Genomic DNA, 25,886 nt, shown 5'->3' on the forward strand with positions numbered 1-25,886 from the left:
GGCCGCCGTGACCGGTCCGACCCTGACCCTGCTCGTCTGCGGCCTTCTGGCGGCCGCGGTCATCGATGCGCGCCGCTCGCGCTACCCCAACGGGCTCGCCGCGTTCAACGCGGCCTGCGCCTGCGCCCTCGCCGCCTCGTCGTCCGGCGCCCGAGGCCTGATGCACCGGTGCGCGCTCGCGGCGGCCGCCTGCCTGGCGCTCACCTGCCTGGAGGCGGCCTGGCGCGCGGCGCGCGGCGAGCGGGGACTGGGCGGCGGGGACATCAAGTACCTGGCCGCCGTCATGGTCGCGCACCCCTTCGCGGGCGCGGCATCGTTCGCCTGCGGTCTCGCGGCACTGGCCGCCGCGGCCGCAGCGACCCGCAGGCGCGCGCTCCCGCTCCTCCCCTTCTGCGTGCCCGCGTTCCTCGTCCTGCTCGCCGTCGGCGCGATGCGGGCGCGCTGAGGCGCTCTGTCCTATAATCGAGCGGTCGGACCCACGGGGAGGATCACCATGGAAGCACACGAGCCCGCCTGCGGCGGGACTCCGGGCGCGCGGCCCATAGAGAGCGCCAGCGCCTCGACCGCCTGCCAGACGAACGGCTCGGCCTTCGCGTATATCGTCACCGCAGCCGTGATGGGGGTCGCCGCCCTGCTCGCGGCCGCCGTCGCCCTGCTGTTCTACACCGTCATCGCCGCCGACGCCCCCTACGCCGCGCAGGCGGGTCCGCAGGCCGACAGCGCGCAGGAGCTGCCCTGGGACCTCTACGAGCAGGATGCGCGCATGCGGGACCCGTACGGCATCGGCGTCTGAGCGGGACGCTGCCGCCGCCTACTTCGCGCCGTCCATCACCTGGTCGAGCGTCACCGAGACGCCGTGCTGGGTGGGGACCCAGTCCACCTTGAGGAAGAGCGCGGCCACGGTGATGGGGATGTAGGTGAACATGAACAGCGGGAAGGTGAACAGGTTGGCGAACACCCGCAGCCGGCTCGGGCAATGGATGTGCCCGCGCTCGAGCACCGTGGTCAGCAGCCCGAGCACGAAGAACGTCAGGTACATGGAACCGAAGGTCATCGCGATCGACCCGAAGCACATGGCGAGCTCGCGGTCGGTGGCGAGGAAGCCGTGCGAGAGCGACCCCACGATCAGGAAGGTCACGTTGACGAGGACGGAGATGAGCGACAGCAGGTTGCCCGGCGCGACGGTCATGAACAGGTCGTAGGCGGCGAAGCGGCGCAGGATGGCGAAGGACTTCACGAGCTGCGAGCCGTAGGTGAAGAAGACCTGGTAGAACCCTTTCGTCCACCGCATGCGCTGCTTCCAGGACGCCGCGAAGGTGACCGGCTGCTCGTCGTAGAACTCGGCGGGGGCGTAGCCGATCCTGACCCCGTGGATGGCGCAGAAGGTCGAGAACTGGATGTCCTCGGTCAGGGTGTGGAAATCCCAGCCGTGCATCCCCTCGATGATCTTCGCGGACACCAGGAAGCCCGAGCCCGAGACGGCGCACGAGGTCCCGCAGATCATGCGCGCGTTGTTGAGGAACCGCGCCTCCCTCAGAAACCAGGTCGCGTAGGCCGACGAGATCCAGGAGCTCCCGTAGTTCTTGGAGTTGCGGTAGCTCGTGAGCGCGAGGTACCCCTGATCGAAGGCGTCGTTCATGATGGAGACGTAGTCGCGGGACAGCAGGTTGTCCGCGTCGAAGATGAAGAACGCCTCGTAGCGCCCCGGGTACTCGTTGAGGATCCGGTCGAACCCGTAGTCCATGACCCAGCTCTTGCCCTTGCGCGCGAGGTCGTTGCGCTCGTACACGATGGCGCCGGCCTCGCGCGCCACGCGCGCCGTGTCGTCGGTGCAGGCGTCGGCCACGACGAAGATGTCGATGAGCTCGGACGGGTAGTCCTGCTCCTTGATGGACCGGACGAGGTTGGCGATGACGGCCTCCTCGTTGTGCGCGGCGATGAAGAACGCGTAGCGGTGCCTGCGCTTGGCGGGTGGGAGCCTGACCTCGCCGCGGAGGATCCCGACCAGGAAGAAGACCCCCTGGTAGAGGAAGCAGACGGTGAACAGGGCGCCGAGTATGAAGTTGAAGGCGACGATGGGGGTGATGTTCGACAGATCGAGCAGCATGGGGGCCTCTCGCGAAGTGGACGGCCGAGACGATGCGCTCAAGTGTATCGCAGCCGTCCTTCCCGGTGGTGGAGCTTATGTGTCACAGCGGGGCTCAGAGATAGAGGCCGAGCTGGCCGACGATGCGCTCCCCCGCCTCGGTGCGGCCCATCGAGCGGTCGGCGAGCTCCTCGAGCGCGGCGGCGAGGTCCCAGGGGAGCTCGTCGCGGCATTCGATGTCCTCCCCGGTCACGGGGTGCGTGAACCGGACGCGCCACGAATGGAGGAACTGGCGCGTAAGGCCGAGGTTCGCCCGATCGCCGCCCCGCCCGTAGAGCGGGTCGCCCACCAGGGCGTGGTTGATGTGGCGCATATGCACGCGGATCTGATGGGTGCGGCCGGTGTAGAGGTGGCACTCCACGAGGGTGTAGCCCTCGTCCCCGCGCCGGGCCTCGAAGCGCTCGAGCACGCGGAAGGTGGTGATCGCCTGGCGGGCGAAGGGGTCGTCGGAGACGGCCATCTTGACACGGTCGCGGGTGGAGCGGGCGATGCCGGTGTTGACGGTCCCCTCGTCCATGGCGATGTAGCCGTGGACGAGCGCGATGTAGCGGCGGTCGAGCGTCCGCAGGCGGATGAGGTCCTGCAGGGCGCGCTGGGTGTCATCGTCCTTGGCCGCGAGCATGAGACCCGAGGTGTCGCGGTCCAGGCGGTGGACGATGCCGGGGCGGTCCTCGCCCTGCACCGTCCCGAGGTGGTCGATACCGCAATGGTAGACCAGCGCGTTGGCCAGGGTGCCGGAGTCGTGGCCGTGGGCGGGGTGGCAGACGAGCCCGCGCTGCTTGGACAGGACGATGAGGTGGTCGTCCTCGTACCGGATATCCAAGGGGATGGCCTCCGGCACGACGGCGCCGGGCTCCGGGTCGTCGGGCAGCTCGACCTCGACGCGGTCCCCGCTCGCCAAGACGAGTTTCTTGGACGTGCAGACCTCGCCGTTCACCGCGACGGCCCCCGCCTCGACGAGCCGGGCGCAGGCGGAGCGCGAGGGGCAGCCCGGCTGGGCGCCGAGGAACGCGTCGAGGCGGGTGCCCGCGCCCTCCTCGGTCACGAGCAGGCGGATGTCCGCGCTCATCGGCCCTCCCTCCGTCCGCGCCGCGCCGCGCGGCGCTCGCGCGCCTCCGCGTCTCGGCGGTCGAGCTCGGCGGTGGCGTCGACCTTGTTCGCCGGCGAGAACACGAATCCGATGAACGCGATCGCGGCACCGCAGGTGATGCCGATGTCCGCGATGTTGAAGATGGGGAAATCGATGAACTGCGTCGCGATGAAGTCGGTCACGTAGCCGAAGGCGGCGCGGTCGACCGCGTTTCCGACCGCGCCGGCGGCGACGAGTGCCAAGCCCACGACCTCGAGCTTCGAGATGAGCGGGGCGCGGCGGAGGTACCACGCGCAAAAGCAGGTCACCGCGACGGCGAGCAGGACGAACGCCCAGCCGAAGCCCTCCCCCAGGCTGAAGGCGGCGCCGGTGTTGGCGGCGAAGCGCAGCTCGACCACGCCGGGGATGAAGTCGCGCGCGACGAACCCGGCGCGCACGGCGGCGCGGACGACGACCTTGGTCGCCTGGTCGGTGGCCAGCACGAGCGCGAAGAGCAGCGCTGCGGTCGTCGCGCGCCAACAGCGCGGCGGGATGAATTCGGTGGTGCCGCTCAAGGTCGAGGCGCCTCCCTCCTCTGCCGTCCGCCCGCCGACGGCTTCTGCCGCAGGCGGGCGGACATCGGGGCGGCCCGGACGGCGCGCCCCGCGGGTACAGGTCAGTTGCGCGCAGGGCGCCCGGTTACGCCCCGAGGGCCGCGGCGCAGCGGTCGCAGACGTGGGCGTGCCCGCCATGGGCGCCGGTCGATGCGCGGTAGTTCCAGCACCGGTCGCAGCACTCCCCGCGTGCGGCCTCGACGGTCGCGGAGAGCTCCTCGCCGCAGGCGAGCTCGACCTCGGAGACGATGAAGAACTCGGCGAGGTCGCAGGCGTAAGGGCCGGTCAGCAGCCCGTAGGCCTCCTCGGGGACCGTGGCGACGACACGCGTCGCCTGGCTCTTGGTGAAGGTCCCGGCGGCGCGCGCCTCCTCGAGCGCCTTGGTGACGACGCCGCGCAGGTCGAGGGCGGCTTCGAGGACCGGGCGGTACGCCTCCGCCTCCTCGACGGAGATGGGCGCGCGGTACCAGGAGAGCAGCGCCGCGTGCTCGACATGGTCGCGGCAGCCGGCGGGCGCGAACTCCATGACCTCGTCGCACGTGAAGGCGAGGATGGGCTGGAGGTCGCGCAGCAGCATCGAGAGCAGCTCGGACAGGACCGTCTGGGCGCTGCGGCGCGACAGCGAGCCGACCGGGTCGCAGTACAGGCGGTCCTTCAGGGCGTCGAGGTAGACGTTGGACAGCTCGGTCACCACGAAATCGTAGAGCGTGCGGTAGACGCGGTTGAACTCGTAGGAGGCGAAGGCCTCGTCGACGTCCGCCTGGACCAGGGTGAGGCGGGCGAGCATCAGCTTGTCGAGCGGGAGCAGGTCGGCGAAGGGGACGCCGTCGGTCTCGGGGTCGAACTGGTCCTCGATCTCGCCGAGAAGGAAGCGGAACGTGTTGCGGAAGCGCCGGTACGCGTCGCTCGTGCGGGCGAGGATCTCGTGGTCGATGGCGACGTCGGTCGAGGTGTCGACGGAGGCGACCCACAGGCGGATGATGTCGGCGCCCATCTCGTCGCAGACCTTGTTGGGGTCGATGACGTTGCCGAGGGACTTGGACATCTTGCGGCCCTGCCCGTCGAGGGTGAAGCCCTGCGAGACGACCGCCTTGTACGGCGCGACCCCGTTGGCGCCCACGCTCGTGAGCAGGGAGCTCTGGAACCAGCCGCGATGCTGGTCGGAGCCCTCCAGGTAGACGTCAGCCGGGTAATCGAGCTCCTCGCGCCCCTCGCAGACCGCGCGCCAGGACACGCCGGAATCCCACCACACGTCGAGGATGTCGCGGTCCGCCTTGAGGTGACGGCCGCCGCACTTCGGGCACACGCAGGCGTCGCCGAGATAGCTCTCGGGCGCGTCGGTGAACCAGGCGTCGGACCCCTTCTCGCGGAACAGCGCGATCACGGCATCGAGGGTGGCGTCGTTCATGACCTTCTCGCCGCAGTCCGCGCAGGTGAAGCTCGGGATGGGGACGCCCCAGTTGCGCTGACGCGAGATGCACCAATCCGGGCGCTGCTCGACCATGGCGCCGATGCGGTTCGCGGCGTGCGCCGGATACCAGCGGACATGGTTGCGAATCTGGTCGAGCGCCTCATCGCGCAGCCCGGTCTTGTCCATCGAGACGAACCACTGGTCGGTGGCGCGGAACAGGACGGGGTTCTTGCAGCGCCAGCAATGCGGGTAGCTGTGGGTGATCTTGACGCTGGCGACGAGGGTGCCGCGCTCGCGCAAAAACTCGATGATATGCGGGTTGGCCTCGTCGGTGTCCATCCCCGAGAACGGACCGCCGGTGCCGAAGGTGTCGCCGACGTAGAACCTGCCGTCGTCGTCGACGGGCATGCAGATGTCCATGCCCTCCTTCATGCAGACGTAGTAGTCGTCCACGCCGTGGCCGGGCGAGTTGTGGACGATGCCGGTGCCGTCCTCGGTGCCGACGTAGTCCGCCAGCAGCGCGACGCCCTCGACGCCGTCGAAGACGGGCTGCTTGTAGTGCAGGTGGTCGAAGGTCTCGGCGGGAACCTCGTAGGGCGCGCCGTCGACCATGACCGGGGTGGGCTCCCAGCCGGCGATGCCGCAGACCTTCTCGGCGAGGTCCTTCAGCATGATCTCGGCGCGGCCGTCATGCTCGATGGCGGTGTAGACGGCGCCGGGCTTCAGGGACACGGCCTGGTCGGACGGGATGGTCCAGGGGGTCGTGGTCCAGATCACGAAATCGACCGGGCCGTCGAAGGGCTCGAGGCCCGCGGGCTTCGAGGTGAGCTCGAAGCGGACGTAGATCGACGGGCTCGTCTCATCGGAGTACTCGATCTCCGCCTCGGCGAGCGCGGTGTGGCAGTGCTTGCACCAGTGGACCGGCTTGTGCCCGCGGTAGATCATCCCCCGGGCGAACATGGCCTTGAAGACCTCGATGTCAGCGGCGTCGTGCTGGTTGTAGAGGGTGAGGTAGGGATGGTCCCAATCCCCCAGGACGCCCAGGCGCTTGAAGCCCTCGCGCTGCAGGTCGATGTTCTCGACCGCGAATTTGCGGCACAGCTCGCGGATCTCGTCGGTCGGGGTCGCGTTGAACTTCTCGGTGCCGAGCATCTCCTCGACCTTGTGCTCGATCGGCTGACCGTGGCAGTCCCAGCCGGGGACGTACGGGGTCTCGAGACCCTGCATCGCCTGGTAGCGCTCGATGATGTCCTTGGAGATCTTGTTCATGGCGTGGCCGATGTGGATCGGGCCGTTCGCATACGGGGGGCCGTCATGCAGGATGAACTTCCCGTGCCCCTCGTTCTTCTTGAGCATCTGCTCGTACACGCGGTCCTGCTGCCAGCGGCGCAGGCGCTCCGGCTCCCGCTGCGCCAGGGCGGCGCGCATGGGGAACCTGGTCTTGGGCAGGTTCATGGTGCCCTTGTACTCGTTTGCCACGAATACCCCTTTCGGATCGGGGGCGCCTCCCAAGAAAAAAGCGCCCGTCCCGTGCAAGCTGGGACGAAGCGCTCAGACGTAGTCGCGGACCGGCGGCCGCGTGCAAGCTCCTCGCTGTACCACCCAGCTTAAGGCGCTCCCGCGCCCGTTACTCGGCTGGTCTATGACGGCGACCATCCCGGCGACGTCTACTGGAACAGCCCGGTTCGCGATGCACCCCGCCTCGGCGGGGGCGGTGCATCCTGCGGGCCGTTCGTTCGGGCCGCGGCTCCGGGGTGATATTCGCACGGTCGCGCGCGCAGGCTTCACAGCTACCGCCTGCTCTCTGATGCGCGCGGGGGCCGGCTACTCCTCCCCATCACAGCCATTGGGCGGTATTGTAGCACGCACCCGCCCGCGCTGCCAGGACGCGGACGGGTGCATGTGACGGACACGAAGAGGGACCCTGTCGTCATGACGGCGAGGACTCCCCCGCGTCACGGCGACCGGGCCCATCGGACGGCGGAGGGGCTACCGCCGCCGTTCCTCACGCCGCCGGAGGGCCGTCGTCGCCCCTGTCGCGACGGCGAGGGCGCCCGCTGCGGCGAAGACAGCGTGCTCGGCCGCATCGCCGGTCTTCGGGAGCGCGGAGCGCCCGTCCGAACCGCCGCCCTTCTTCTTGGAAGCGGTCGTGACGGAACCGGCGGGGTCGGCAGGGTCATCGGGCGTTCCGGGATTTCCGGGTCCGGTGGGCGCGGTGGGCACATCGGGCGTCCCGGGGTCGACGGGGCCGCCGGGATCGGACGGGTCGTCGGGTTTCCCGGGCTCGGCGGGGTCGACCGGCGTTACGGGGACGAGCTCGTTGGTGAGGACGAATCCCCCCTGCGTGGGCTCGGGATCCCCCGCGGCACGGTAGCCCTCGGGCATATCCTCGCTGACCGTGTACTCGATCGGGCTCCCGCCGCGTTTCGCATCGAGCCCCTCGAACCGGGACGTCCAGTCGTCAGCGGTCCCCTGCGCCCCGTCGGGGCCGGCTGCGGTGAGCTCGAGCTCGCGGCCGGTGTCCTCCCCGTTCGCAAGCAGGTGCACGGTGAGCTCGGAGGGGCGGATGCCGCGCTCGTCGTCGCCGTCGTTCCAGCGCTTCGCGACATCCACGGAGACGGTCGAGGGCCTCTTGCGGTTGATGACATCGATGTACCCGAAATCCCGTCTGTCGAGGTCGTCGTCATCGAGATTGAGGTCCGTCGAGACCTCGCTCGCGTAGCCGTCCGGCACGTCGAGCTCCTCCACCTCGACGCCTCGGAGCTTGGGCCATGCATCCGTGCTGTTGCGGAACCAGATGGAGGCGCCCCACCCGCACTCCTCGTTGAGCACGATCGTCCAGTCGTCGTCGGTCCCGACGACACCGTCGGGCCCCTCCTCCGAGATCTCATCCTGACCGGAGCCCTGCGGATACTGGAGGTAGTACCAGGGGTCTTCCACCGGATACCCGTCCTCTTCGACCGCATCGACCTTCACGCGGACCCTCACGGAGTCCGCCCCCGGTTTGGCAGGTTTGCCTTCCTCGTCATACCAGAGCTTCCGCACATCGATAAGGATCGCATGCGCCTCCGGTTTCGCCGCGGCCGTATGGGGGCCGGTTGAGAGCAGCAGGGCCCCGGCGGCCGCGGCTGCGAACGCACCCGCTACCACCGCCAAGCGCTTCCGTCGCGCCATGTCGCACCTTCCTTTCAGGCGGCCCCGCTCGGGGCGCCCTCGTTTCCGTGTATCTCGGAACACACCCTATAGCGGGGACCGGACTCCATCCGTTCCCCGTTCGGTACCCGGTGGGACCGTGCTTGTGCGCAAACTATGGTTTCAGTGGGTAAATCGCCGGAACCGCGCCTTGCACCGTCCGGCAGGGGCATCTAGCTCGAAGACACGCATCCGGCCCCTCGCGCTCGCGCGACCTGGCGGCATCGCGCCGATGGGAAAATTGGGAAAAAAGTGCCTGTCACCTTTTTCCCACGCTCGCGCGCCCTGGCGGCACCGCGCCGCCACGGACCCGTGCGATGCCGCCTGCGTTCCCGCGCGGGGCCGGACCGCGCGCGGCATGCCGCCCGAACGCAAGCGGGCATGGGACCCAGCCTCCCGCCACCGCGCGCGGCCGAACCCGCCGCACGGGGCACGGGAGGGGAACGGATCGCGGACCCCTCGACCCTACACTTCCCCGCAACCGCCTACCGACCTACCGACCAGACCGGGGGGCACCCCCGACATCGACCGAACGGAAGACCACTATGCACGCAGAACGCCCGCCGTACACCGCGAAGCGCCCGCCGGCCCCGATCCCGGAGGCCGACGGCGCGACGCCCGTCGGAATCGTACGCTTCAAACGGGACACCCTCGCCATCGTGGGGTCCAACGAGCAGGCTTGGAGGATCGTCGGGATCGGCTCCTCCGACGGCGCGCTCAGGGCATCCGTCAGCGAGAGCATCGACCGGCTCGTCCCCCTCGCGGACCTGAGCTCCTTCCACGCCCTGCTCGACGCGGGGAGCGCATCGCAACCCCCCGCCGAATTCGACGCGCGCATCAGGCGCGCGGACGGGACCCCGATCGAGATAGCCTGCTGGCTCTCGCTGCTGCCCGACGCGACGGGGCGGAAGGACGCCGTCTGCCAGCTCGTCATGATCGACGTGACGCACAAGCGCGACATCGCGCGCTCGAGGAGCCGCGCCCGCAGGGCGAAGGAGCTCGCGCTCGCATACGACGTCGTGTTCCTCATCGAGCCGGGGGAGCGGCGCGCCCGCTGCCTCAGGTTCGAGCGGGACGAGCGGATCGCGCGCCTGGGCTCCCTTCGCATCAGCCTGACGGATGCCCTGGACTACCTCGTCGAGCACCTTGCGGCCCCGTGGGAGCGCGCCGGCCTGCGCGCGTTCGTCGAGAACGCCTGCCACGCGGGCGAGGGCAACAACCTCCCATCCGAATCGCCGCAGCGCATCGAGTTCACGGGTGCGGGAGAGGCGGCGGGCGGCGGGAGACTGCGGGAGGCGGTCCTCATGGACGCCGAGGGCGGGGGCTTCTTCCTCTGCTCGCGCATCGTGGACCGGGCTGCGTCCGACGAGCCCGCAGCCCTCGTTCCGCGTGCGCGCCCAGCCGGGGCCGCGCCCCGGGAGGCGGATGCCGGCCGCGGGAACGGGGACCCGCGCGTGACGATCAGGACCTTCGGGTACTTCGACGTCTTCGTTGACGGCCGGCCCATCGCGTTTCGCAGCGAGAAGGCCAAGGAGCTGCTCGCGCTGCTCGTCGACCGGAGGGGCGGGTACGTGACCTCGGCGGACATCATCACGGCGCTCTGGGAGAACGAGCCGATCACCGGCCAGCTGCGCACGAGGTGCCGCAAGGTCGCGCTCCGGCTGAACCGGACGCTCGAGGCGAACGGCGTCGGCGGCATCGTCGAGTCCGTCCGCGGCAAGCGGCGCATCGTGCCCGAGCTCGTCTCGTGCGACCTGTTCGACCACCTCTCGGGCTCCGCCGACGCGGGCGCCGACTTCCGCGGGAGCTACCTCAAGAACTACAGCTGGGCCGAGGGCACGCTCGCCGAGCTCATGCAGGAGGGCATGCGCAGGTGACCGGGACGGGGCGTGCGGCCCCGTCCCGTCCGCGCCCGGGACCCTCAGAGCTCCAGGGTCTCCAGGTCATCGGGGACGAACAGGTTCCCGTGGAAGTACGCGCTCCCCTCCTCCGTGTACAGCTCGCGCCGGCACTCGATCGTCCGATCCTCCGTGTGGTACAGCACGAGGTTCTCCACGCCCAGCCGCTCGGCCAGCTCGCAGGCGTCCTTCACCGTCGAATGGCTCTTCTCGTACGGACGGAAGATATCGGCCTGGCTGTGCAGGCAGAACGCCTCGTGGAGGAGCCAGGCGGCGCCCTCGGCGTAGGCGCGCTCGCACTCGTTATATGGTTCGTCCCCGCAGCAGGTGAGGCGCCTGCCCGCGCCCAGGTCCAAGCTGAACCCGAACTGCTTCGCCTTCGTCGAGCGGATGTCGAAGGACGTCACGTCGTGCCCGATGATGCCGCGGGTCTCGCCGTCGGCGACCGTCACCAGATGCAGGGCGCGCCCGAGCTGGGAGGCGGCCTTCTCCCCGAGGAGGGCGTGCGCCATCTGATCGAGCAGGCCGATGACCTCGTCGTGCGCGTACAGGCGCGCCTCCCCCTCGTAGGTGCCGCGCTGGGCGCCCTGGCAGATCATGCGCATGAGCCAGACGACGCCGAGCAGGTGGTCGATGTGCTTGTGCGTCACGATGATGTCGCGTACATCGCGCCAGTCCTCGCCCGCCTGCGCGAGCCGGTTCAAGATGGTGTTCCCCCCGCCCGCATCGACCAGCAGCCGGCGCGCGTCGTCCCTGATGAGGAAGCAGGTGTTGTAGCACGCGGTCGCCTGCGCGTTGCCGGTGCCCAGAAACGTGATGTCCATGGCGTCCTCCTTCGATTCGCCCCCGTCAGGATAGCGCAACCGCACGGGATCTCGCGGCATCAGAGCGCCGCGCATCCGCGCGCGAGCGGGCCGGCCGCATGGGACGATGGCCGGCATGCATAAGGGCGACGCGACGGGAGGCTCGCATACGGACGAGGCGGGGGCGCCCGACCGGGAGCCCTATAATGCTGCACGGGTATTCCCGTTCCCGACCGAAGAGAGGTTCCATGCGCACCATTCAGATGAGCGATTACACCGTGGGCGAGGACGCCTTCGACGCGATCCCCGAGACCCTCGCCGCATACGGCGCGAAGACTGTCGTGCTCGTGGGCGGCAGGCGCGCGCTCGACGCCGCCGCCCCCGGGATTACGGCGGCGCTCGCCGGCACCGGCGTCGCGATCCTCGACACCGTCGTCTACGGGACGGATTCAACCCGCACGAACGTGAACAGGCTGGTCGCGCACCCCGCCTTCGCCGAGGCCGACGTCGCCTTCGCCATCGGCGGCGGAAAGGCCATCGACACCGTCAAGACCGCGGCGAGCGAGCTCGGCAAGACCGTGTTCTCTGTGCCGACCATCTGCTCCAACTGCTCCGCGGCCACGGCCATCGCCGTGATCTACCACGACGACGGGTCGCTCGAGGGCTACGCCTACCCGCCCTGCCCCGCGCATATCTTCATCAACCCCCAGATCATCGCGGAGGCCCCCGCCGAGTACTTCTGGGCGGGCATCGGCGACGCGCTCTCCAAGCAGCCGGAGGTCGAGTGGGCCACGAGCACCCGCGAGCTCGGGCACACCGCACGGCTCGGCCTCGCGCTCGCGCGGACCTGCACCGAACCGCTCATGACCTGGGGCGTCCAGGGGCTCGCCGACGTACGCGCCGGCCGCTCGAGCGAGGCGGTCCGCCAGATAGCCCTGGATATCGTGGTGAACACCGGCTACGTGTCGAACCTCACGAACCAACCGGACTTCTACTACAACTCGACGCTCGCCCACGCCTTCTACAACGGCTCCACGGGCGTGAAGCGCCCCGGCACCTACCTGCATGGGGAGGTCGTCTCCTTCGGCGTCCTCGTCATGCTCGCCTACGCCGGGAACCGAGCCGAGCTCGAGCGCTACGCCTCGTTCAACCGGGAGATGGGCCTGCCGGTGACCCTCGCCCAGATCGGGCTCGACGGGAGCCGGCTCGCCGAGCTCACCGAGTACGCGCACGTCTCGAACGAATGGAAGCAGGGCAACCCCGAGCCCTTCGAGGACGCCCGCTTCATCGCGGCGATCGAGGCGGCGGACGCCTACGGCCGCTCGCTGCTCTAGCGCCCGGCGCATGCGAAGGGGCCCGGGGCGGCCGTTTGCCGAACCGCACCCCGCTCCTTGGACGGCGGCGTCCATGGAACGGGACGGCTCGGGCGGCTGCCCCGGGCCCCGTGCGACCGCGGTCGCGGCGCCCCCGTCACGCGGCGGGGGCGCTTGCGTGCGTCAGGCCTGCTCCCCTGCATCGGACGGCGCCGCGTCGGGCGCGGGTGCCGCGGGCTGGTCCGGGGAAGCGGGATGGGCCGCGGGCTCCGGCGCCGGCTCGGGAGCCGCCGCGCCGAGCTTCGCCCCGCAGTTCATGCAGAACGCGTCGCCCTCGTTGACCGGCGACCCGCACGCGGGGCAGACCGCCTGGGCCGCGGCGGGGGCGGGCTCAGGTTCCGCGGGGACCGCCTGAGCTGCGGCGTAGGCCGCCTGGATCTCCGCCATGGGCTTGCCGCAGCCGCAGCAGAACATATCCGTGGCGGAGATGCGGGTATGGCAGAAGGGGCACTCGATGCTCACGGCGGCCTGGGCGGCGGCGGCCGCCTGGCGCTCGAGCTCGTCGAGCTGAGCCTGGATGGCGTCGCGCTCCTGGTCGATGGCGGCGATCCCGTCGTAGAGCGCCTCGCGCCCGGAGCGCAGCGCGGCGTCCTCGCGCGTGACCTCGTAGAGGCTCGCGCCGAGCTGCGCGGCGAGCTGCTGGCGACGCTTCATGGCATCGTTCATCTGGTTCTTGAGCTTCATGGACTCAACGCCGCGGTTGGCCCCTGCGACGCCGCGGTTGACCGAAGCCTGGACATCGTCGAGAAAACCCATGTCCCGTCCTTTCACCTAGTGCCGACCCCTCAAGTATGGACCATCCCGGACGGCGTCGGATGGTGATTCGATAAGCGAGCGTTTAAGATTCCCTGACGCGGAGGTAGATCTGCCGCTGGCCGTTGGCGCCGCCGGGCTCGTCGAACTCGTAGGCACCGAGGGACTTCAGGAACGGGCGGAGCTTCTTGAACCCGTAGTTGCGCACGTCGAAATCGGGCAGGCGCTTGCCGAGCTGGTCGCCGAGCTGCCCGAGCGAGACCCAGCCGTCGTCATCGGAGAACTGGTCCACGATCGTGTTGACCGTTTCCCGGATCTTCTTGAGATGCCGGCGCCGGTCGGCGCGGCTCATCTCGCCGAAGTCGACGGCGTCGTCCTCATCGTCATCGGACACGGGTTCGGGCTCGGACGCCAAGACGCGGCCGCCGGCGTCCCCGGGGCGACGGCGGGGCTGCGCATCGGCGAAGCCCGCCTCCCCGTCGCAGGCGTCGGCATCCTGATCGGTCCCGGCCTCGGGGGCCTCGCCGGGCGCCTCCGCGGCGTCGCGGCGCCTGCCCCCGCGCGAGGCCCGGCGCCTCCGTGAGCGCGGGCGCGGCGCGTCCCCGTCGGCGTCCTCGGCATCGCCGTCCGCGGGGTCGTCGGCCTCCTCCGCCTTGCGCGCGGCGTAGAGCAGGTCGAGGTACTTGAACTGGTTGCAGGCGGAGATGAAGGGCTGCGGGGTCTTCTGCTCGCCCATCCCGATCACCTGCATGCCGCTCTCGCGCAGGCGTGCCACGAGCCGCGTGAAGTCGGAGTCGGAGCTCACGATGGCGAACCCGTCGACGGTCCCGGAGTACAGGATGTCCATCGCGTCGATGATCATGGCGGAGTCCGTGGCGTTCTTGCCGTAGGTGTAACTGTACTGCTGCATGGGGATGATGGAGTTGTCGAGCAGGCAGCTCTTCCAGCTGGCGAGCCGGGGGCTCGTCCAGTCCCCGTAGATGCGCTTGTAGGTGGCGATACCGGAGTTCGCCACCTCGTCGAGGACGATCTTGATGTACTTCTCGGAGATGTTGTCCGCGTCGATGAGGATGGCGAAGCGCGGATCGGAACTGTAGGCGTTGGGCATGTGCACCTCGATTCTCGAAGATATCCGTACCCGATGGTACCCGCATCCCGTGCTGCGCGCATGGACGTATGCAGATCCGCGCACCGGGCGTGCGAAGGAGGGTCTCGCAAGCGGGCACAGGCGCGCCCCCGGCCCCGGTCGTCGGGGTCGGGGGCGCGCCTGTGTGGGAGTGCTCCCTATCAGCTCTGCTGCTCGGGCTTGGGCATGAAGGGGTTCTCCCGCTTCATGAGCGTCATGAACTCCTCGCCCGTGATCGTCTCCTTCTTGTAGAGATAGCGCGCGAGCTCATGCAGCTTGAACTTGTTCTCGCGCAGGATCTGCAGGGCGCGCTCGTGCGCCTCGGTGATGAGCTTGAGCACGGCCTCGTCCACGCGCTCGGCGGTGCCCGGCGCGCAGGTGAGCGAGGTGTCCTGGTTGAGGTAGGCGTTCTGCACGGTACCGAGCGCCATCATGCCGAACTCGTCGGACATGCCGAAGCGCGTGATCATGTTGCGCGCGAGCTTGGTCGCCTGCTCGATGTCGTTGGCGGCACCGGTGGTCATCTCGCCGAAGATGAGCTCCTCGGCGGCGCGGCCGCCGCAGTACACCGCGAGCTTGTTCAGGACCTCCTGCTTGGTGGTGAGGAACTTCTCATCCTGCTCAACCTGCATGGTGTAGCCGAGCGCGCCGCTCGTGCGCGGGACGATGGTGATCTTGGTCACCGGAGCGGAGCCGGTCTGGCTCGCCGCCACGATGGCATGGCCGATCTCATGGTAGGACACGACCTGCTTCTCATGGTCGGAGAGCACGGTGGACTTGCGCTGCTGGCCGGCGATGACGACCTCGACGGACTCCTCGAAGTCCTCCTGGCAGGCGAGCTTGCGGCCCATGCGCACCGCGCGCAGGGCGCCCTCGTTGATGATGTTCGCCAGATCGGCGCCCGAGGCGCCGGGCGTGGCGCGCGCGATGGCGCTCATGTCCACGGGCTGCTGGACCTTGACGTCCTTCAGATGGAGCTCGAGGATCGCCTTGCGGCCCGTGAGGTCGGGCAGCTCGACGGGGACGCGGCGGTCGAAGCGGCCCGGGCGCAGCAGCGCCGGGTCGAGCGAGTCGGGCCGGTTCGTGGCGGCGAGCACCACGATGCCCTTCTTGTTATCGAAGCCGTCCATCTCGGTGAGCAGCTGGTTGAGGGTCTGCTCGCGCTCGTCGTTGCCCGAGAACCCGCCGCCGTCGCGCTTCTTGCCGATGGTGTCGATCTCGTCGATGAACACGATGCAGGGGGCCTTCTCCTTGGCCTGCTTGAACAGGTCGCGCACCTTGGCGGCGCCGCGGCCGACGAACATCTCCACGAACTCGGAGCCGGAGATGGAGAAGAACGGGACGCCCGCCTCGCCGGCGACGGCCTTGGCGAGCAGCGTCTTGCCGGTGCCCGGAGGGCCCACGAGCAGGGCGCCGCGCGGCAGCTTGGCGCCGATGGCCTCGTAGCGCTCGGGCTTCTCGAGGAAGTCGACGACCTCCTTCAGGGACTCCTTGGCCTCCTCCTGGCCGGCGACGTCCTTGAACGTCACGCCGACGTCCTTGGAGGCGACGATGCGCGCACCGGACTTGCCCAGGCCGCCGGCGCCGAAGCCCCCGAAGCCGCTGCTGAAGTCCATCGAGGGGTTGTCGTCGCCCATGGCCTTCTTCATGCGGCGGTTGAGCCACCAGCCGAACAGGATGAAGATCATGATCGGGGCGAAGGTGATGAGCAGGTACAGCCAGGTGCCCGAGTCGTTGCTCGGGATGGTCACGCTCGTGTCGGCACCGGACTCCATGATGAGCTGCGAGAGGGTGTCCTCGGCGCCCGGCATGGCGGTGGTCCTGTAGGCGACGCCCTCGTCCTCCCCCTTGCGGGTATACAGCACGTCGGAGTCGCCCGCCGTGTAATCCATCTTGTCGACGTTCTTGCTCTCGAGGTCCGTCAGCAGGGTGCTGTAGCTGACCTCGGTCACCTGCTGCTGCGTGCGCATGCTGGGGAACAGCACGGTGCTCAGCACCAGGTAGAGCGCGAAGGCGATGAGCACGTAGAGGATCATGTTCCGTCTGCGCTTGTGGTCGTCCATCTCCATACGTTCACTCCGTACTACGTGGTCGGGATTGGCAATGGTTCAAGGATACCCAAGCGCCCGCGCGATAAACAGGGCCGCGGGCGAAATCATACGGTGCCGAACGGATCGTACGGTGCCGAACGGATCGTCGCCGCGCCCCGCGCCGCATGGAGAGGCGGTGAATCCCCGCGCGCCGCGCGATTGCGGGCGGGTGCTTCCTACCATGGGGATGCTGCGTCGACGGGGAGATCGGGGGGATCGGATGGCGTTCGGGAAACGGGCGGGCACGCATCACGCGCAGGCGGCGTCGCTCGATGTGACAAGCGGGACGATCTGGCGGCAGCTTCTGCTCCTGTGCGTCCCCATCTTCCTGAGCTCGTTCTTCCAGCAGGCGCACGCCCTGGTCAACACCTTCATCCTGGGGCAGTTCGGCGGGAAGCTCGCGCTCGGGGGCGTCCAGGCCACGGCGTCGCTGTTCGAGCTCGCCGTCGGGTTCTCGGTCGGCCTCGGGGCGGGGTGCGCGGTGATCTCGGGGCAGTTCTTCGGGAGCCGCGACGACGAGCGGCTCTCGCGCGCCGTCCACACCGCCATGACGCTCGCCGTCGCCCTCGGCCTCGCGATCTCCGTCGCGGGCGTCGCGTTCATCCCGCAGATCCTCGCGCTCATGGGCACGCCCGCCGAGCTGATGGCCGAGGCGGTCCCCTACTCGCGCTTCTACGCGGCTGCCATGGTCTTCTCCCTCGTGCTCAACATGGGGTCCGCCCTGCTGCGCTCGGTGGGCGACACGCGCACGCCCGCCCTCATCATCGCGAGCGGATGCTTCATCAACGCCGCGCTCGACGTCGTCTTCGTCGCGGTCCTCGGCCTCGAGGCCGCCGGGTGCGGCATGGCGACCGCGATCACCCTCGCGGTCAACGCCGCGCTCATGACCGGCCGCCTCATGCGCGCCCGCGGCGCATGGAGGCTCGACCTGCGGCGGATGGGCATCGACGGGCGCATCTGCAAGAGCATGCTCGCGTGCGGCCTTCCGCTGGGGATCCAGTCGTCGCTCTACTCGATCTCGAACATCATCCTGCAGTCGACCGTGAACACCTTCGGGACCGACGCCGTCACGGGATGGGGGCTCTCCGCGCGCCTCGACGCCTTCATCTGGATGGTGACCGAGGCCCTCGGCGTCTCGATGACCACCTTCGCCGCGCAGAACTTCGGCGCCCGGAACTACGAGCGCATGCGCCGCGGCTACCACACGTCGCTCGTCATCACCGTCGCGGTCATCGGGTCGATGTCCGCCCTGCTCGTGGTCTTCGTGGAGCCGCTGTCCCGCCTGTTCATCGACGACCCCGCGGTCACCGGGTACACGACCCTCATGATCCACTTCATCGCGCCGTTCTACGCGTTCTACTCCATCGTCGACAACACCTCGGGGGCCATCCGCGGGTCGGGCGAGAGCCTGCGCCCGATGCTGCTCACGATCCTGGGCACGGTGGTGTTCCGCGTGATCTGGCTGCTCGCGGTGGTTCCCGCGCACCATGCCATCGAGACGATGCTCATGGTCTACCCGGTGACCTGGATCCTCACGGCGGCGCTGTTCGTGGCCTACCATCATTGGGGCCATTGGCTGCGCCATGCCGAGGACCGCGCCACCCGGCTCAATGGCGGCGTCGTCTAAGCGATGGCGCCGGTGGGACGGCGTCCCTACCCACCATGGGAACAAAGGCCGCACCGTCAGATGAGGGGCCAAGCGGGGCTCCGGCGTCGAGGGGAGCCTCCCCGCGACACGGCGCGTCAGGCGAACATGCCGGGCCGGTAGTGATACCCGTTGTCCGCATGGGGGCAGAGCTGCCAGAAGGCGACCGCGCTCGCGGCCGCGACGTTCAGCGAGTCGACGCCGTTCGCCATGGGGATGCGGACGCATACGTCGGCGCCCTCGATGGTCGACGCCGCAAGACCGGAGCCCTCGGTTCCCATGAAGATCGCCATGCGCCCGATCCGATGGAGGCTCGGGTCGTCGAGCGATACGGAGTCGTCGGACAGGGCCATCGCGATGCTCGTGAACCCCTCGTCGCGCAGGGTGGCGAGTCCGTCTGCGGGCCAATGGCGCGCGTCGCTGCCGATACGGCACCAGGGGACCTGGAACACCGTGCCCATGCTCACGCGGACCGCGCGGCGGTACAGCGGGTCGCAGCACGTGGGGCTCACCAGCACGCCGTCGACGTTCAGGGCCGCGGCGCTGCGGAAGATCGCCCCGACGTTGGTGTGGTCGACGATGCCCTCGAGCACGCAGACGCGCACCGGGCGGTCGCCGGCGCGCTCCACGAGACGCTTCAGGAACGCCCCGGCCTCGGGCATGGGCGGACGGCGAAACGCCGCGAGCGCGCCGCGCGTCACCGTGAAGCCCGTCAGCCGCTCCATGAGCTCCATGGGCGCGACGAAGACGGGGACGTCCTCCCCCGCGCGCTCCGCGGCGACGCGTTCGAGCAGCGGCATGAGCTGGTCGAGCCAGCGCTCCCCCAAAAGGAAGCTCACCGGAGCGAGCCCGGCCTCCACAGCGCGCTCGATCACCTTGGCGCTCTCGGCGATGAAGATGCCGCGCTCGGGCTCGAGGACCGATCTCAGCTCGCGCTCCGTGAGGCGCGTGTAGGCGTCCAGCCGCGCATCGGACAGGTCGCCGATCCGGATGAACTGCGGTCGATTCCCCATCGGCTTCCCTACCTGCGCGGCACGATCTCGAGCCAGAACCCGTCCGGGTCGGCGATGAAGTAGATGCCCATCTTGGGGTTCTCGTGCACGATGCAGCCCATGCGCTCGTGGAGCTCGTGGGCGGCCTCGATGTCCGGGGTCTCGAACGCGAGGTGGATGTCGCGCGCGCCCATGTCGTAGGGCTCCGTGCGCCCGTCGTTCCAGGTGAGCTCGAGCTGGTGGCCCGCCTCCCCGTTGCCGAGGAACACGATCTTCCAGGAGCCGTCCTCCGGGGCGACCTCGCGCTGCACGGTGAGGCCGAGCGCCTCCTCGTAGAACGCGAGGGAGCGGTCGAGGTCGAGCACGTGGATCTCGGTGTGGATCATCTTGAACGCCATGGCGCCCTCCTAGTTCCGCTTGCGTCCGAGCAGGTGACGCCCGGTGTTCTTGAGCTTGTCGACGATCGTCGGGTCCGGGTGCGCGGCGTTCCAGGCGTCGCGCGCGGCGCGCTTGCCGTACTCGGCGATGAGCGGGTCGCCGTAATCCGCGACGAGCCGGCGGTACCACGACACCATGTCGGCGACGTCCTCTTCGTTGGGCCGGCCCTTGTTCATGCCGCCCATGAGCTTGTAGGGGCCCCAGGTGTCGAAACCCGGGCACCCGTGCCCCGCCAGGAAGTTCGCCCGGGTGGCGCGGCAGATGCCGTCCACGTCCTTGCCGTACCACTTGCTCGCGCCGCCGTAGGTGAGCAGGCTGAAGACGAAGTCCCCGTCGCGCAGGGACGCCTGCAGCACGCGGGCGAGGTCGCGGTCGATCTCCCCGTGGTAGATGCCGCTGGCGACGCCAACGAGGTGGTAGCCGGACAGGTCGACCTTCTCGCCCTTGCCCAGGGTGGCGACATCGACGGTGTCGACGTCTTCGGGGAAGGCGGCAGCTATGGCCTCGACCACCTTGCGCGTGTTGCCGTGGTGGCGGGAGCGGTACATGATCATCGTGCGCACGTGCGGGACCTCGACGGGCTCCTCGGCGGCCGCAGCCTCCTCGTCGGCGTCTCCGGTGCCGGCGCGGCGGTAGGTGACGAAGCGGTACTCGATCCCGTGGTCCTCCTCGTCAGCCGCGATGCGCGCGGTATCGGATTCGGACGCGATTTCCCATCCGTCGTCCTCGTCGAGGTTCGGGAAATAGGTGTCCGCCAGGCGGAGGCAGTGGTTCTTGGTCACGACGGCGCGGGCGCAGTGCGGCAGGAAGGCGCGGTAGACCTGCTCGCCGCCGATGACCCAGGCCTCGGGCTCGCCCGCCACGGCGTCGAGCGCCTCCTCGACGGAGCGCACGACCTCGGCGCCCTCGCACGAGAACCCCTCGTCGCGCGTGAGCACGATGTTCCTGCGGTTCTTGAGAGGCCGGCCGCCGGGGAGGCTCTCGAGGGTCCTGCGCCCCATGATGACGGGGTGGCCGGTCGTGAGCTCGACGAAATGGCGCATATCCGCGCGGTTGGAGACGATCATGCCTCCCTCGTACCCGATGCCCCAGTCGTCGCTCACCGCGACGATGGCAGATAGCTTGCAGGTCATGGGATGCTCCTTCGGTGGTTTGCGGATACGGGTCGCCAGCCGGCGAGGCGCCGGAGGCGCGCTAGACGGCGATGGGGATGTTCCTGATCTGGGGTCCGTGCTCGTAGCCCTCGACGATGAGGTCGTCGGTGGTGAAGGCGTAGAAATCGGTCACCTCGGGGTTCAGGCGCACGCGCGGGGCCGGGTACTGGGGCCGGGAGATGAGCTCGCGGACGATGTCCACGTGACGGTCGTAGATGTGCGCGTCGACGATCACGTGGAGCAGCTCGCCGGCGACCATGCCCGAGACCTGCGCCACCATCATGAGCAGGATCGCGTACTGGCACACGTTCCAGTTGTTGGCGGCGAGGATGTCCTGGCTGCGCTGCATGAGCACCATGTTCAGGACCGGCTTGTCGCAACCCGGCTCGCGCGTCACGTTGTAGGTGACGCTGTAGGCGCACGGGTACAGGTTCATCTCGGAGAGGTCCGCGAAGGTGTACATGTTCGTCATGATGCGCCGGGAATACGGCGTGTGGGCGAGGTCGTACAGGACGCGGTCCATTTGGTCGAAATCGCCCTCGGGGTAATGCGACTTCTGGGCGATCTGGTAGCCGTACGCCTTCCCGATCGAGCCCGTCTCGTCGGCCCACTCGTCCCAGATATGTGAGTTGAGGTCGTGGATGTTGTTGGACTTGCGCTGGTAGATCCACAGGATCTCGTCCATCGAGGACTTGAGCGCCGTGCGGCGCAGGGTGAGCGCGGGGAACTCCTCGCGCAGGTCGTACCGGTTGGTGACCCCGAACGACTTGATGGTGTAGGCGGGGGTGCCGTCCTCCCAGTGCGGGCGGACGCGCTCGCCTTCCGTGGTGGTGCCATGGTCCAGGATGCCCTGGCACATGGAGACGAACAGCTCGTCGGCTTTGCTCATGCGCGCTCCCTCTCGAAACGGTCCACGGCACACCATTGTACGGCAGGCCGGACGGGGGGCGCGGATTCCACCATAAATCAGCGACCGGACGGCCGCGGGCGGGGCCCGCGCCGCGGGCGGAAGGGCGTCCCGCCCGCGGCGCGCCGTTAGAGCTCTACGAGGTCGACAACCGCGACACCGCGGACCCTCGCGAGTTCCTCACCGAGGTGCAGCTGCGCGTCGAGGCGCCCGCGGGCTGAGCCGCCCTCGAGACAAGGGCTACTTGCGACGCATCTGGCGCTCCATCTCGCGGAGCATGTCCATCTCGGAGCCGCCGCCGGAGCCGCCGAAGGGGTTCGCCCCGCCGAAGGGGTTGGCGCCCATGGAGCCCATGCCGGGGATGCCGGGCATGCGCATCTTCTTGCCGCGCTTGCCCTTCTTGCCCTTCTTGCCGCCGCCCGCCTGCTCGGCCATGGCGCGCATGCGGCCCATCATCTTGTTCATCTCGCCCCACTGCTTCATGAGCTGGTTGACGTCTGCGGGCGTGGTGCCGGACCCGCGGGCGATGCGGGCGCGGCGCTGGCCGTTGATGATGGAGGGCTTCACCCGCTCCTCCGCCGTCATCGACATGATCATCGCCTCGTTCTTGGCGAAGATCGACTCATCCAGGTTGCCGCCCATCTGGTTGAGCATCTTCTGCCCGCCGGGGAGCATGCCGAGGATCGACTTCATGCCGCCCATCTTCTTGACGGCGCGCATCTGCTCGAGCATGTCGTTCATCGTGAAGCCCTCGCGCAGCATGCGCTCGGCCGCCTCCGCCTGCTCGGCGTCGGCCATCTCCTGGGCCTTCTCGATGATGCCCACCACGTCGCCCATGCCGAGGATGCGCTTGGCCATGCGGTCGGGGTGGAAGGGCTCGAGCGAGTCGGGCTTCTCGCCCACCGAGACGAACTTGATCGGCTTGCCGGTCACGGCGCGCACGGACAGCGCCCCGCCGCCGCGGGCGTCGCCGTCGAGCTTGGAGATGATGACGCCGTCGAAGTCGGTGCGCTCGGCGAAGGTCGAGACCACGTTGACGATATCCTGGCCGGTCATGGCGTCGACCACCATGAGGACCTGGTCGGGCTTGACCGCGCGCTTGATGTCGACGGCCTCCTGCATCATCTGCTCGTCGATCTGCAGGCGGCCGGCGGTGTCGACGATCACCACGTCGCGCAGGCGGTCGACGGCCTCGCGGACGGCCCCCTGGGCGATCTCGACGGGGTGGGCGCCGTCGCCGCGGAACACCGGCACGCCGATCTCGCCGCCGAGCGTGGCGAGCTGGTCGGCGGCGGCGGGGCGGTAGACGTCGCAGGCGGCGAGCAGCGGGCTCCTCCCCTGCTTCTTCAGCAGGTAGGCGAGCTTCACCGCGGCCGTGGTCTTACCCGAACCCTGCAGGCCCACGAGCATGATCACGTTGGGGATGCGGCTCGAGAACACGAGCTTGCTCTCGGTCGAGCCGAGCAGCTCGGTGAGCTCGTCGAGCACGATCTTCACGACGTTCTGCGCCGGGGTGAGCGAGTCCATGACCTCGGAGGTCAGGCAGCGCTCCTTGGTGCTTGCCACGAAGTCCTTGACGACCTTGAAGTTGACGTCGGCCTCGAGCAGGGCCATGCGGATGTCGCGCATGGCGCTCGTGATGTCGGCCTCGGTGAGCTTGCCCTTGCCGCGCAGGCGGTCGAAGGTGTCGTTCAGGCGGTCGGAAAGCGAGTTGAACACGGGAGTCTCCCCTTTCGGTATCTATCGGCGCATCCGCGCGCGTCGTTGCGGCCGGTGCGGCCGCGGCCCCGGACAGGCCTGCGGGGCGGCCGCACGGGCCTCCGGGGACGGGGCCGCGGGGCGCCCCGTCAGTCGTCGCAGCCGACGAGCGCCCGGCAGAAGGCGCGGGCGTCGAACCGCTGCAGGTCCTCGACCTGCTCGCCCACGCCGATGCGCAGGATCGGAAGCTTGAGGCGCGAGGCGACCGCCATGGCGATGCCGCCCTTCGCGGTGCCGTCGAGCTTGGTCATGATGACGCCGTCGAGCCCCAGCGCCTCGTTGAACTCGATGGCCTGGTTGAGCCCGTTCTGGCCCGTGGCGGCGTCGATGACGAGGACCACGTGGACGGGCATGGGGCCGCCCGCGCACTTCGACGCGCGCTTGCGGGTCACGTTCACGACCTTGGCGAGCTCGCGCATGAGGTCGGCGGAGGTGTGCAGGCGCCCCGCGGTGTCGATGAGGACGAGGTCGGCTCCCTCGCGGTCGGCGACGTCGAGCACGTCGTAGCACACGCTCGCGGGGTCTGCGCCGCGCTCGCGCTTGACCACGGGCACCCCGGCGCGCTCGCCCCAGACGTCGAGCTGCTCGATGGCGGCGGCGCGGAAGGTGTCGGCGCTGCCGATGACGCAGCGCTTCCCCTCGCGCGCGGCGGCGCTGGCGATCTTGCCGACCGTGGTCGTCTTGCCCGCGCCGTTGATCCCCACGAACAGGACGACGGAGGGGGTGTCCGAGAAGGGGTCGGCCGACGGGGCGGTGAAGGTCTCCTCGAGCCGCTCGGCGAGCGCCTCGCGGAGCTGCCGCGCGGTCTTGAGGTTGTTCTTTGCCGCGAGGTCGCGCAGGTCGTCGCTGACCGACATCGCGATATCGGCGCCCATGTCGCCCATGACGAGGGTGTCCTCGAGATCCTCCCAGAAGCTCTCGTCGACCTCGCCGCCGAAGTAGAAGATCTCGTTCAGGGCCTCGCGGCTGCGCTTGAGACCGCGGGAGAGACTGTCGAATAGACCCATTAGTTGTTCACGACCTTTCCTGTTGCGCGATCGAGCCGCTGGCTCACGACGCGGGAGACGCCGTCGGCCTGCATGGAGACCCCGTAGAGGACGTCGGCGTCCTCCATGGTGCGGCGCTGGTGGGAGATGACGATCAGCTGGGTGGTTCGGCGCAGGTAGTCGATGGCGCCGATGAGCTTGCCGAGGTTGGAGTCATCGAGGGCCGCCTCGACCTCGTCGAGCACGTAGAACGGGACGGTGCGCGTGCGGTAGACCGCGAACAGCAGCGCGAGCGCCGTCAGGCTCTTCTCGCCGCCGCTCATGAGCGTCATCTTGGCGATGCGCTTGCCGCGCGGCTGCGCCACGACCTCGATGCCGGTCTCCGAGGGGTGCTCGGGATCGGTCATCTCCAGGTGCGCCTGGCCGCCGGGGAAGAGCATGCCGAAGACCTCGCGGAAGTTCGCATCCACCTTCTCGAAGGTGGCGAGGAACTGCCGGCGCATCTTGCGGTCGATGGCGGCGGTGATCTTGGTGAGCGCCGAGCGGGCCGCCTCGAGGTCGGAGAGCTGCGCGGCGATGTAGTCGGCGCGCGTGCGCAGCCGCTCGTACTCCTCGAAGGCGACCTGGTTGACGGGCCCCAGGTTGTTGATCTGCCGCGCGAGGTCGGCGAGCTCGCGCTCCGCCGCGGCGCGGTCGTCGGGGGCGGGAAGGGCGAGCGCCTCCTCGAGCACCGTCGTCCCGTCCGCCGTGATGGCGCCGATCGCGTTCTCGACCTGGACCTCCAGGCGGCCGCGCTCGACCTTCAGGTCGGAGAGGGCGGCCGTGGCGGCGTCGACCTCGGCCTTGGCGGCATCGACCTCGGCGCGGGCGGCCGCGATGGTCTTCTTGAGCGACGCGGAGTCCGCCTCCTCGATCGAGGCCTGGTCGCGCAGGCGCGCGGCCCAGTCCATGGCCCGCTCGGAGAGGGCGAGGTAGCGGTCGTGGAGCGGATCGACGCGCAGGCGCAGGACCTCGAGCGAACGGGAGGCCTGCCGCGTCGCGCGGATGCGGCGGTCGATCCCCTCGAGCCGACGGGCGAGCTCAGGGGCGCGCGCCTCGAGGCTGCGCTGGCGCTCCGCCGCCTGGGCGGCGCGGACCTTGGCGTCGGCGAGCTTGCCGGAGGCCTCGGAGTCCTCCCTCCGGAGGCGCTCGATGTCGTCGGACGCGTCCTCGATACGGCGGGAGAGCTCCTCGGCGCGGACCCGCGCCCCGTCGCGCTCGGCGGCCAGCTGCTCGAGGCGCGGCCGCACCTCCTCGACGGCCGCGGCAGCCTGGGCGCGCCGGCGCTCGATCTGCGCCTGCTCCGCGAGGGACTGCGAGAGCCCCTGCTCGAGACGGCCGATCTCCGCCAGCAGGGAGCGCCGCTCGCCCTCGAGGCGCGCGATCTCGCCCGCGACGTCCCCGTCCGCGGAGCGCGCCTGCGCGAGCGCCGCGGTGGCCTCGGTGACGAGCTCGGAGGCGTGCGCGAGCACGGCGGCGAGCTCGGGCTCGG

At 69.5% G+C, this 25,886-nt stretch carries 20 protein-coding genes and 1 pseudogene; 5 read left to right on the plus strand and 16 right to left on the minus strand.

The features are described from left to right. A partial coding sequence (locus PHA29_RS05580) for a prepilin peptidase (RefSeq protein ID WP_270848552.1) occupies positions 1-445 on the plus strand: 445 nt, incomplete at its 5' end. 48 nt (positions 446-493) lie between these two features. Next, positions 494-793 carry a hypothetical protein gene (locus PHA29_RS05585; protein ID WP_270848553.1) on the plus strand — a complete coding sequence of 100 codons (300 nt, stop codon included), beginning with the start codon at positions 494-496 and terminating at the stop codon, positions 791-793. Positions 794-811: 18 nt separating this feature from the next. On the opposite strand, the gene PHA29_RS05590 is transcribed toward PHA29_RS05585, so the two are convergent. The 5 genes from PHA29_RS05590 to PHA29_RS05610 form a co-directional block, all read right to left on the minus strand. Then, positions 812-2,107 carry a glycosyltransferase family 2 protein gene (locus tag PHA29_RS05590; protein ID WP_270405129.1) on the minus strand — a complete coding sequence of 432 codons (1,296 nt, stop codon included), beginning with the start codon at positions 2,105-2,107 and terminating at the stop codon, positions 812-814. Positions 2,108-2,201: 94 nt separating this feature from the next. Next, positions 2,202-3,215, minus strand: a complete 1,014-nt coding sequence (locus PHA29_RS05595; protein ID WP_270848554.1) for an RluA family pseudouridine synthase — start codon at positions 3,213-3,215, stop codon at positions 2,202-2,204. Continuing rightward, entirely contained in the window at positions 3,212-3,790 is a 579-nt protein-coding gene (gene lspA / locus PHA29_RS05600) for a signal peptidase II (protein WP_270848556.1), read from the minus strand. The genes PHA29_RS05595 and lspA overlap by 4 nt, the downstream gene beginning before the upstream one ends. A gap of 124 nt (positions 3,791-3,914) precedes the next feature. Beyond that, positions 3,915-6,719 (minus strand): isoleucine--tRNA ligase, encoded by a 2,805-nt coding sequence (gene ileS / locus PHA29_RS05605; protein ID WP_270848557.1) that lies wholly within the window; start codon positions 6,717-6,719, stop codon positions 3,915-3,917. Positions 6,720-7,229: 510 nt separating this feature from the next. Continuing rightward, a complete protein-coding gene (locus tag PHA29_RS05610; RefSeq protein WP_270848559.1) occupies positions 7,230-8,414 on the minus strand; it encodes a Cna B-type domain-containing protein in 1,185 nt (394 codons plus the stop codon). Positions 8,415-8,977: 563 nt separating this feature from the next. Between PHA29_RS05610 and PHA29_RS05615 the strand changes: the two genes are divergently transcribed. Continuing rightward, positions 8,978-10,309 carry a hypothetical protein gene (locus tag PHA29_RS05615; RefSeq protein WP_270848560.1) on the plus strand — a complete coding sequence of 444 codons (1,332 nt, stop codon included), beginning with the start codon at positions 8,978-8,980 and terminating at the stop codon, positions 10,307-10,309. Between the two features lie 44 nt (positions 10,310-10,353). Here PHA29_RS05615 and PHA29_RS05620 read toward each other — a convergent pair whose 3' ends face one another. After that, entirely contained in the window at positions 10,354-11,154 is an 801-nt protein-coding gene (locus tag PHA29_RS05620) for an MBL fold metallo-hydrolase (RefSeq protein ID WP_270848562.1), read from the minus strand. Between the two features lie 227 nt (positions 11,155-11,381). Between PHA29_RS05620 and PHA29_RS05625 the strand changes: the two genes are divergently transcribed. Further along, positions 11,382-12,467, plus strand: a complete 1,086-nt coding sequence (locus tag PHA29_RS05625; protein ID WP_270574652.1) for an iron-containing alcohol dehydrogenase family protein — start codon at positions 11,382-11,384, stop codon at positions 12,465-12,467. Positions 12,468-12,629: 162 nt separating this feature from the next. Here PHA29_RS05625 and PHA29_RS05630 read toward each other — a convergent pair whose 3' ends face one another. The 3 genes from PHA29_RS05630 to ftsH all read right to left on the minus strand — a co-directional run bounded on the left by PHA29_RS05630 (position 12,630) and on the right by ftsH (position 16,454). After that, positions 12,630-13,262, minus strand: a complete 633-nt coding sequence (locus PHA29_RS05630) for a zinc-ribbon domain-containing protein (protein ID WP_270848564.1) — start codon at positions 13,260-13,262, stop codon at positions 12,630-12,632. Positions 13,263-13,344: 82 nt separating this feature from the next. After that, complete coding sequence (locus tag PHA29_RS05635; RefSeq protein ID WP_270848566.1) at positions 13,345-14,367, minus strand: NYN domain-containing protein; 1,023 nt, start codon at positions 14,365-14,367, stop codon at positions 13,345-13,347. Positions 14,368-14,546: 179 nt separating this feature from the next. Beyond that, positions 14,547-16,454 carry an ATP-dependent zinc metalloprotease FtsH gene (gene ftsH, locus PHA29_RS05640; RefSeq protein ID WP_270848568.1) on the minus strand — a complete coding sequence of 636 codons (1,908 nt, stop codon included), beginning with the start codon at positions 16,452-16,454 and terminating at the stop codon, positions 14,547-14,549. A 241-nt stretch (positions 16,455-16,695) separates the two neighbouring features. Here ftsH and PHA29_RS05645 point away from each other — a divergent pair, with 241 nt between their 5' ends. Continuing rightward, positions 16,696-18,102, plus strand: a complete 1,407-nt coding sequence (locus PHA29_RS05645; RefSeq protein ID WP_270848570.1) for an MATE family efflux transporter — start codon at positions 16,696-16,698, stop codon at positions 18,100-18,102. A 116-nt stretch (positions 18,103-18,218) separates the two neighbouring features. Here PHA29_RS05645 and PHA29_RS05650 read toward each other — a convergent pair whose 3' ends face one another. From PHA29_RS05650 to PHA29_RS05680, 7 genes and pseudogenes are all read right to left on the minus strand, one after another. Next, the gene (locus PHA29_RS05650; protein ID WP_270848572.1) at positions 18,219-19,133 is read right to left on the minus strand and encodes a TrmH family RNA methyltransferase; all 915 of its coding nucleotides are present in this window, start codon (positions 19,131-19,133) and stop codon (positions 18,219-18,221) included. 8 nt (positions 19,134-19,141) lie between these two features. Beyond that, positions 19,142-19,510, minus strand: coding sequence for a VOC family protein (locus tag PHA29_RS05655; RefSeq protein ID WP_270848574.1), 369 nt, complete (start codon positions 19,508-19,510; stop codon positions 19,142-19,144). 9 nt (positions 19,511-19,519) lie between these two features. Continuing rightward, the gene (locus tag PHA29_RS05660; RefSeq protein WP_270848576.1) at positions 19,520-20,683 is read right to left on the minus strand and encodes a dihydrofolate reductase; all 1,164 of its coding nucleotides are present in this window, start codon (positions 20,681-20,683) and stop codon (positions 19,520-19,522) included. 61 nt (positions 20,684-20,744) lie between these two features. Further along, the gene (thyA, locus tag PHA29_RS05665) at positions 20,745-21,593 is read right to left on the minus strand and encodes a thymidylate synthase (protein WP_270848578.1); all 849 of its coding nucleotides are present in this window, start codon (positions 21,591-21,593) and stop codon (positions 20,745-20,747) included. A 258-nt stretch (positions 21,594-21,851) separates the two neighbouring features. After that, on the minus strand, positions 21,852-23,330 hold the full coding sequence (gene ffh / locus PHA29_RS05670; RefSeq protein ID WP_270848579.1) for a signal recognition particle protein: 1,479 nt from the start codon (positions 23,328-23,330) through the stop codon (positions 21,852-21,854). A gap of 128 nt (positions 23,331-23,458) precedes the next feature. Continuing rightward, a complete protein-coding gene (gene ftsY, locus PHA29_RS05675) occupies positions 23,459-24,376 on the minus strand; it encodes a signal recognition particle-docking protein FtsY (RefSeq protein ID WP_270403711.1) in 918 nt (305 codons plus the stop codon). Beyond that, a pseudogene (locus PHA29_RS05680) lies at positions 24,376-25,886 on the minus strand (chromosome segregation protein SMC); the annotation flags it as partial. The pseudogene PHA29_RS05680 and the gene ftsY, both read right to left, overlap by 1 nt.

It is taken from the genome of Candidatus Collinsella stercoripullorum (genome assembly GCF_027669965.1).
Lineage (GTDB): Bacteria > Actinomycetota > Coriobacteriia > Coriobacteriales > Coriobacteriaceae > Collinsella > Collinsella stercoripullorum.

What these genes read in the sequence shown, in the direction of transcription:
- ftsH (WP_270848568.1), bottom strand. Translation starts at nt 16,454, where the DNA reads ATGGAGATGGACGACCACAAGCGCAGACGGAACATGATCCTCTACGTG.
- ftsY (WP_270403711.1), bottom strand. Translation starts at nt 24,376, where the DNA reads ATGGGTCTATTCGACAGTCTCTCCCGCGGTCTCAAGCGCAGCCGCGAG.
- PHA29_RS05585 (WP_270848553.1), top strand. Translation starts at nt 494, where the DNA reads ATGGAAGCACACGAGCCCGCCTGCGGCGGGACTCCGGGCGCGCGGCCC.
- PHA29_RS05615 (WP_270848560.1), top strand. Translation starts at nt 8,978, where the DNA reads ATGCACGCAGAACGCCCGCCGTACACCGCGAAGCGCCCGCCGGCCCCG.
- PHA29_RS05610 (WP_270848559.1), bottom strand. Translation starts at nt 8,414, where the DNA reads ATGGCGCGACGGAAGCGCTTGGCGGTGGTAGCGGGTGCGTTCGCAGCC.
- PHA29_RS05635 (WP_270848566.1), bottom strand. Translation starts at nt 14,367, where the DNA reads ATGCCCAACGCCTACAGTTCCGATCCGCGCTTCGCCATCCTCATCGAC.
- PHA29_RS05595 (WP_270848554.1), bottom strand. Translation starts at nt 3,215, where the DNA reads ATGAGCGCGGACATCCGCCTGCTCGTGACCGAGGAGGGCGCGGGCACC.
- thyA (WP_270848578.1), bottom strand. Translation starts at nt 21,593, where the DNA reads ATGAGCAAAGCCGACGAGCTGTTCGTCTCCATGTGCCAGGGCATCCTG.
- PHA29_RS05650 (WP_270848572.1), bottom strand. Translation starts at nt 19,133, where the DNA reads ATGGGGAATCGACCGCAGTTCATCCGGATCGGCGACCTGTCCGATGCG.
- PHA29_RS05625 (WP_270574652.1), top strand. Translation starts at nt 11,382, where the DNA reads ATGCGCACCATTCAGATGAGCGATTACACCGTGGGCGAGGACGCCTTC.
- PHA29_RS05655 (WP_270848574.1), bottom strand. Translation starts at nt 19,510, where the DNA reads ATGGCGTTCAAGATGATCCACACCGAGATCCACGTGCTCGACCTCGAC.
- PHA29_RS05630 (WP_270848564.1), bottom strand. Translation starts at nt 13,262, where the DNA reads ATGGGTTTTCTCGACGATGTCCAGGCTTCGGTCAACCGCGGCGTCGCA.
- PHA29_RS05590 (WP_270405129.1), bottom strand. Translation starts at nt 2,107, where the DNA reads ATGCTGCTCGATCTGTCGAACATCACCCCCATCGTCGCCTTCAACTTC.
- PHA29_RS05660 (WP_270848576.1), bottom strand. Translation starts at nt 20,683, where the DNA reads ATGACCTGCAAGCTATCTGCCATCGTCGCGGTGAGCGACGACTGGGGC.
- PHA29_RS05645 (WP_270848570.1), top strand. Translation starts at nt 16,696, where the DNA reads ATGGCGTTCGGGAAACGGGCGGGCACGCATCACGCGCAGGCGGCGTCG.
- PHA29_RS05620 (WP_270848562.1), bottom strand. Translation starts at nt 11,154, where the DNA reads ATGGACATCACGTTTCTGGGCACCGGCAACGCGCAGGCGACCGCGTGC.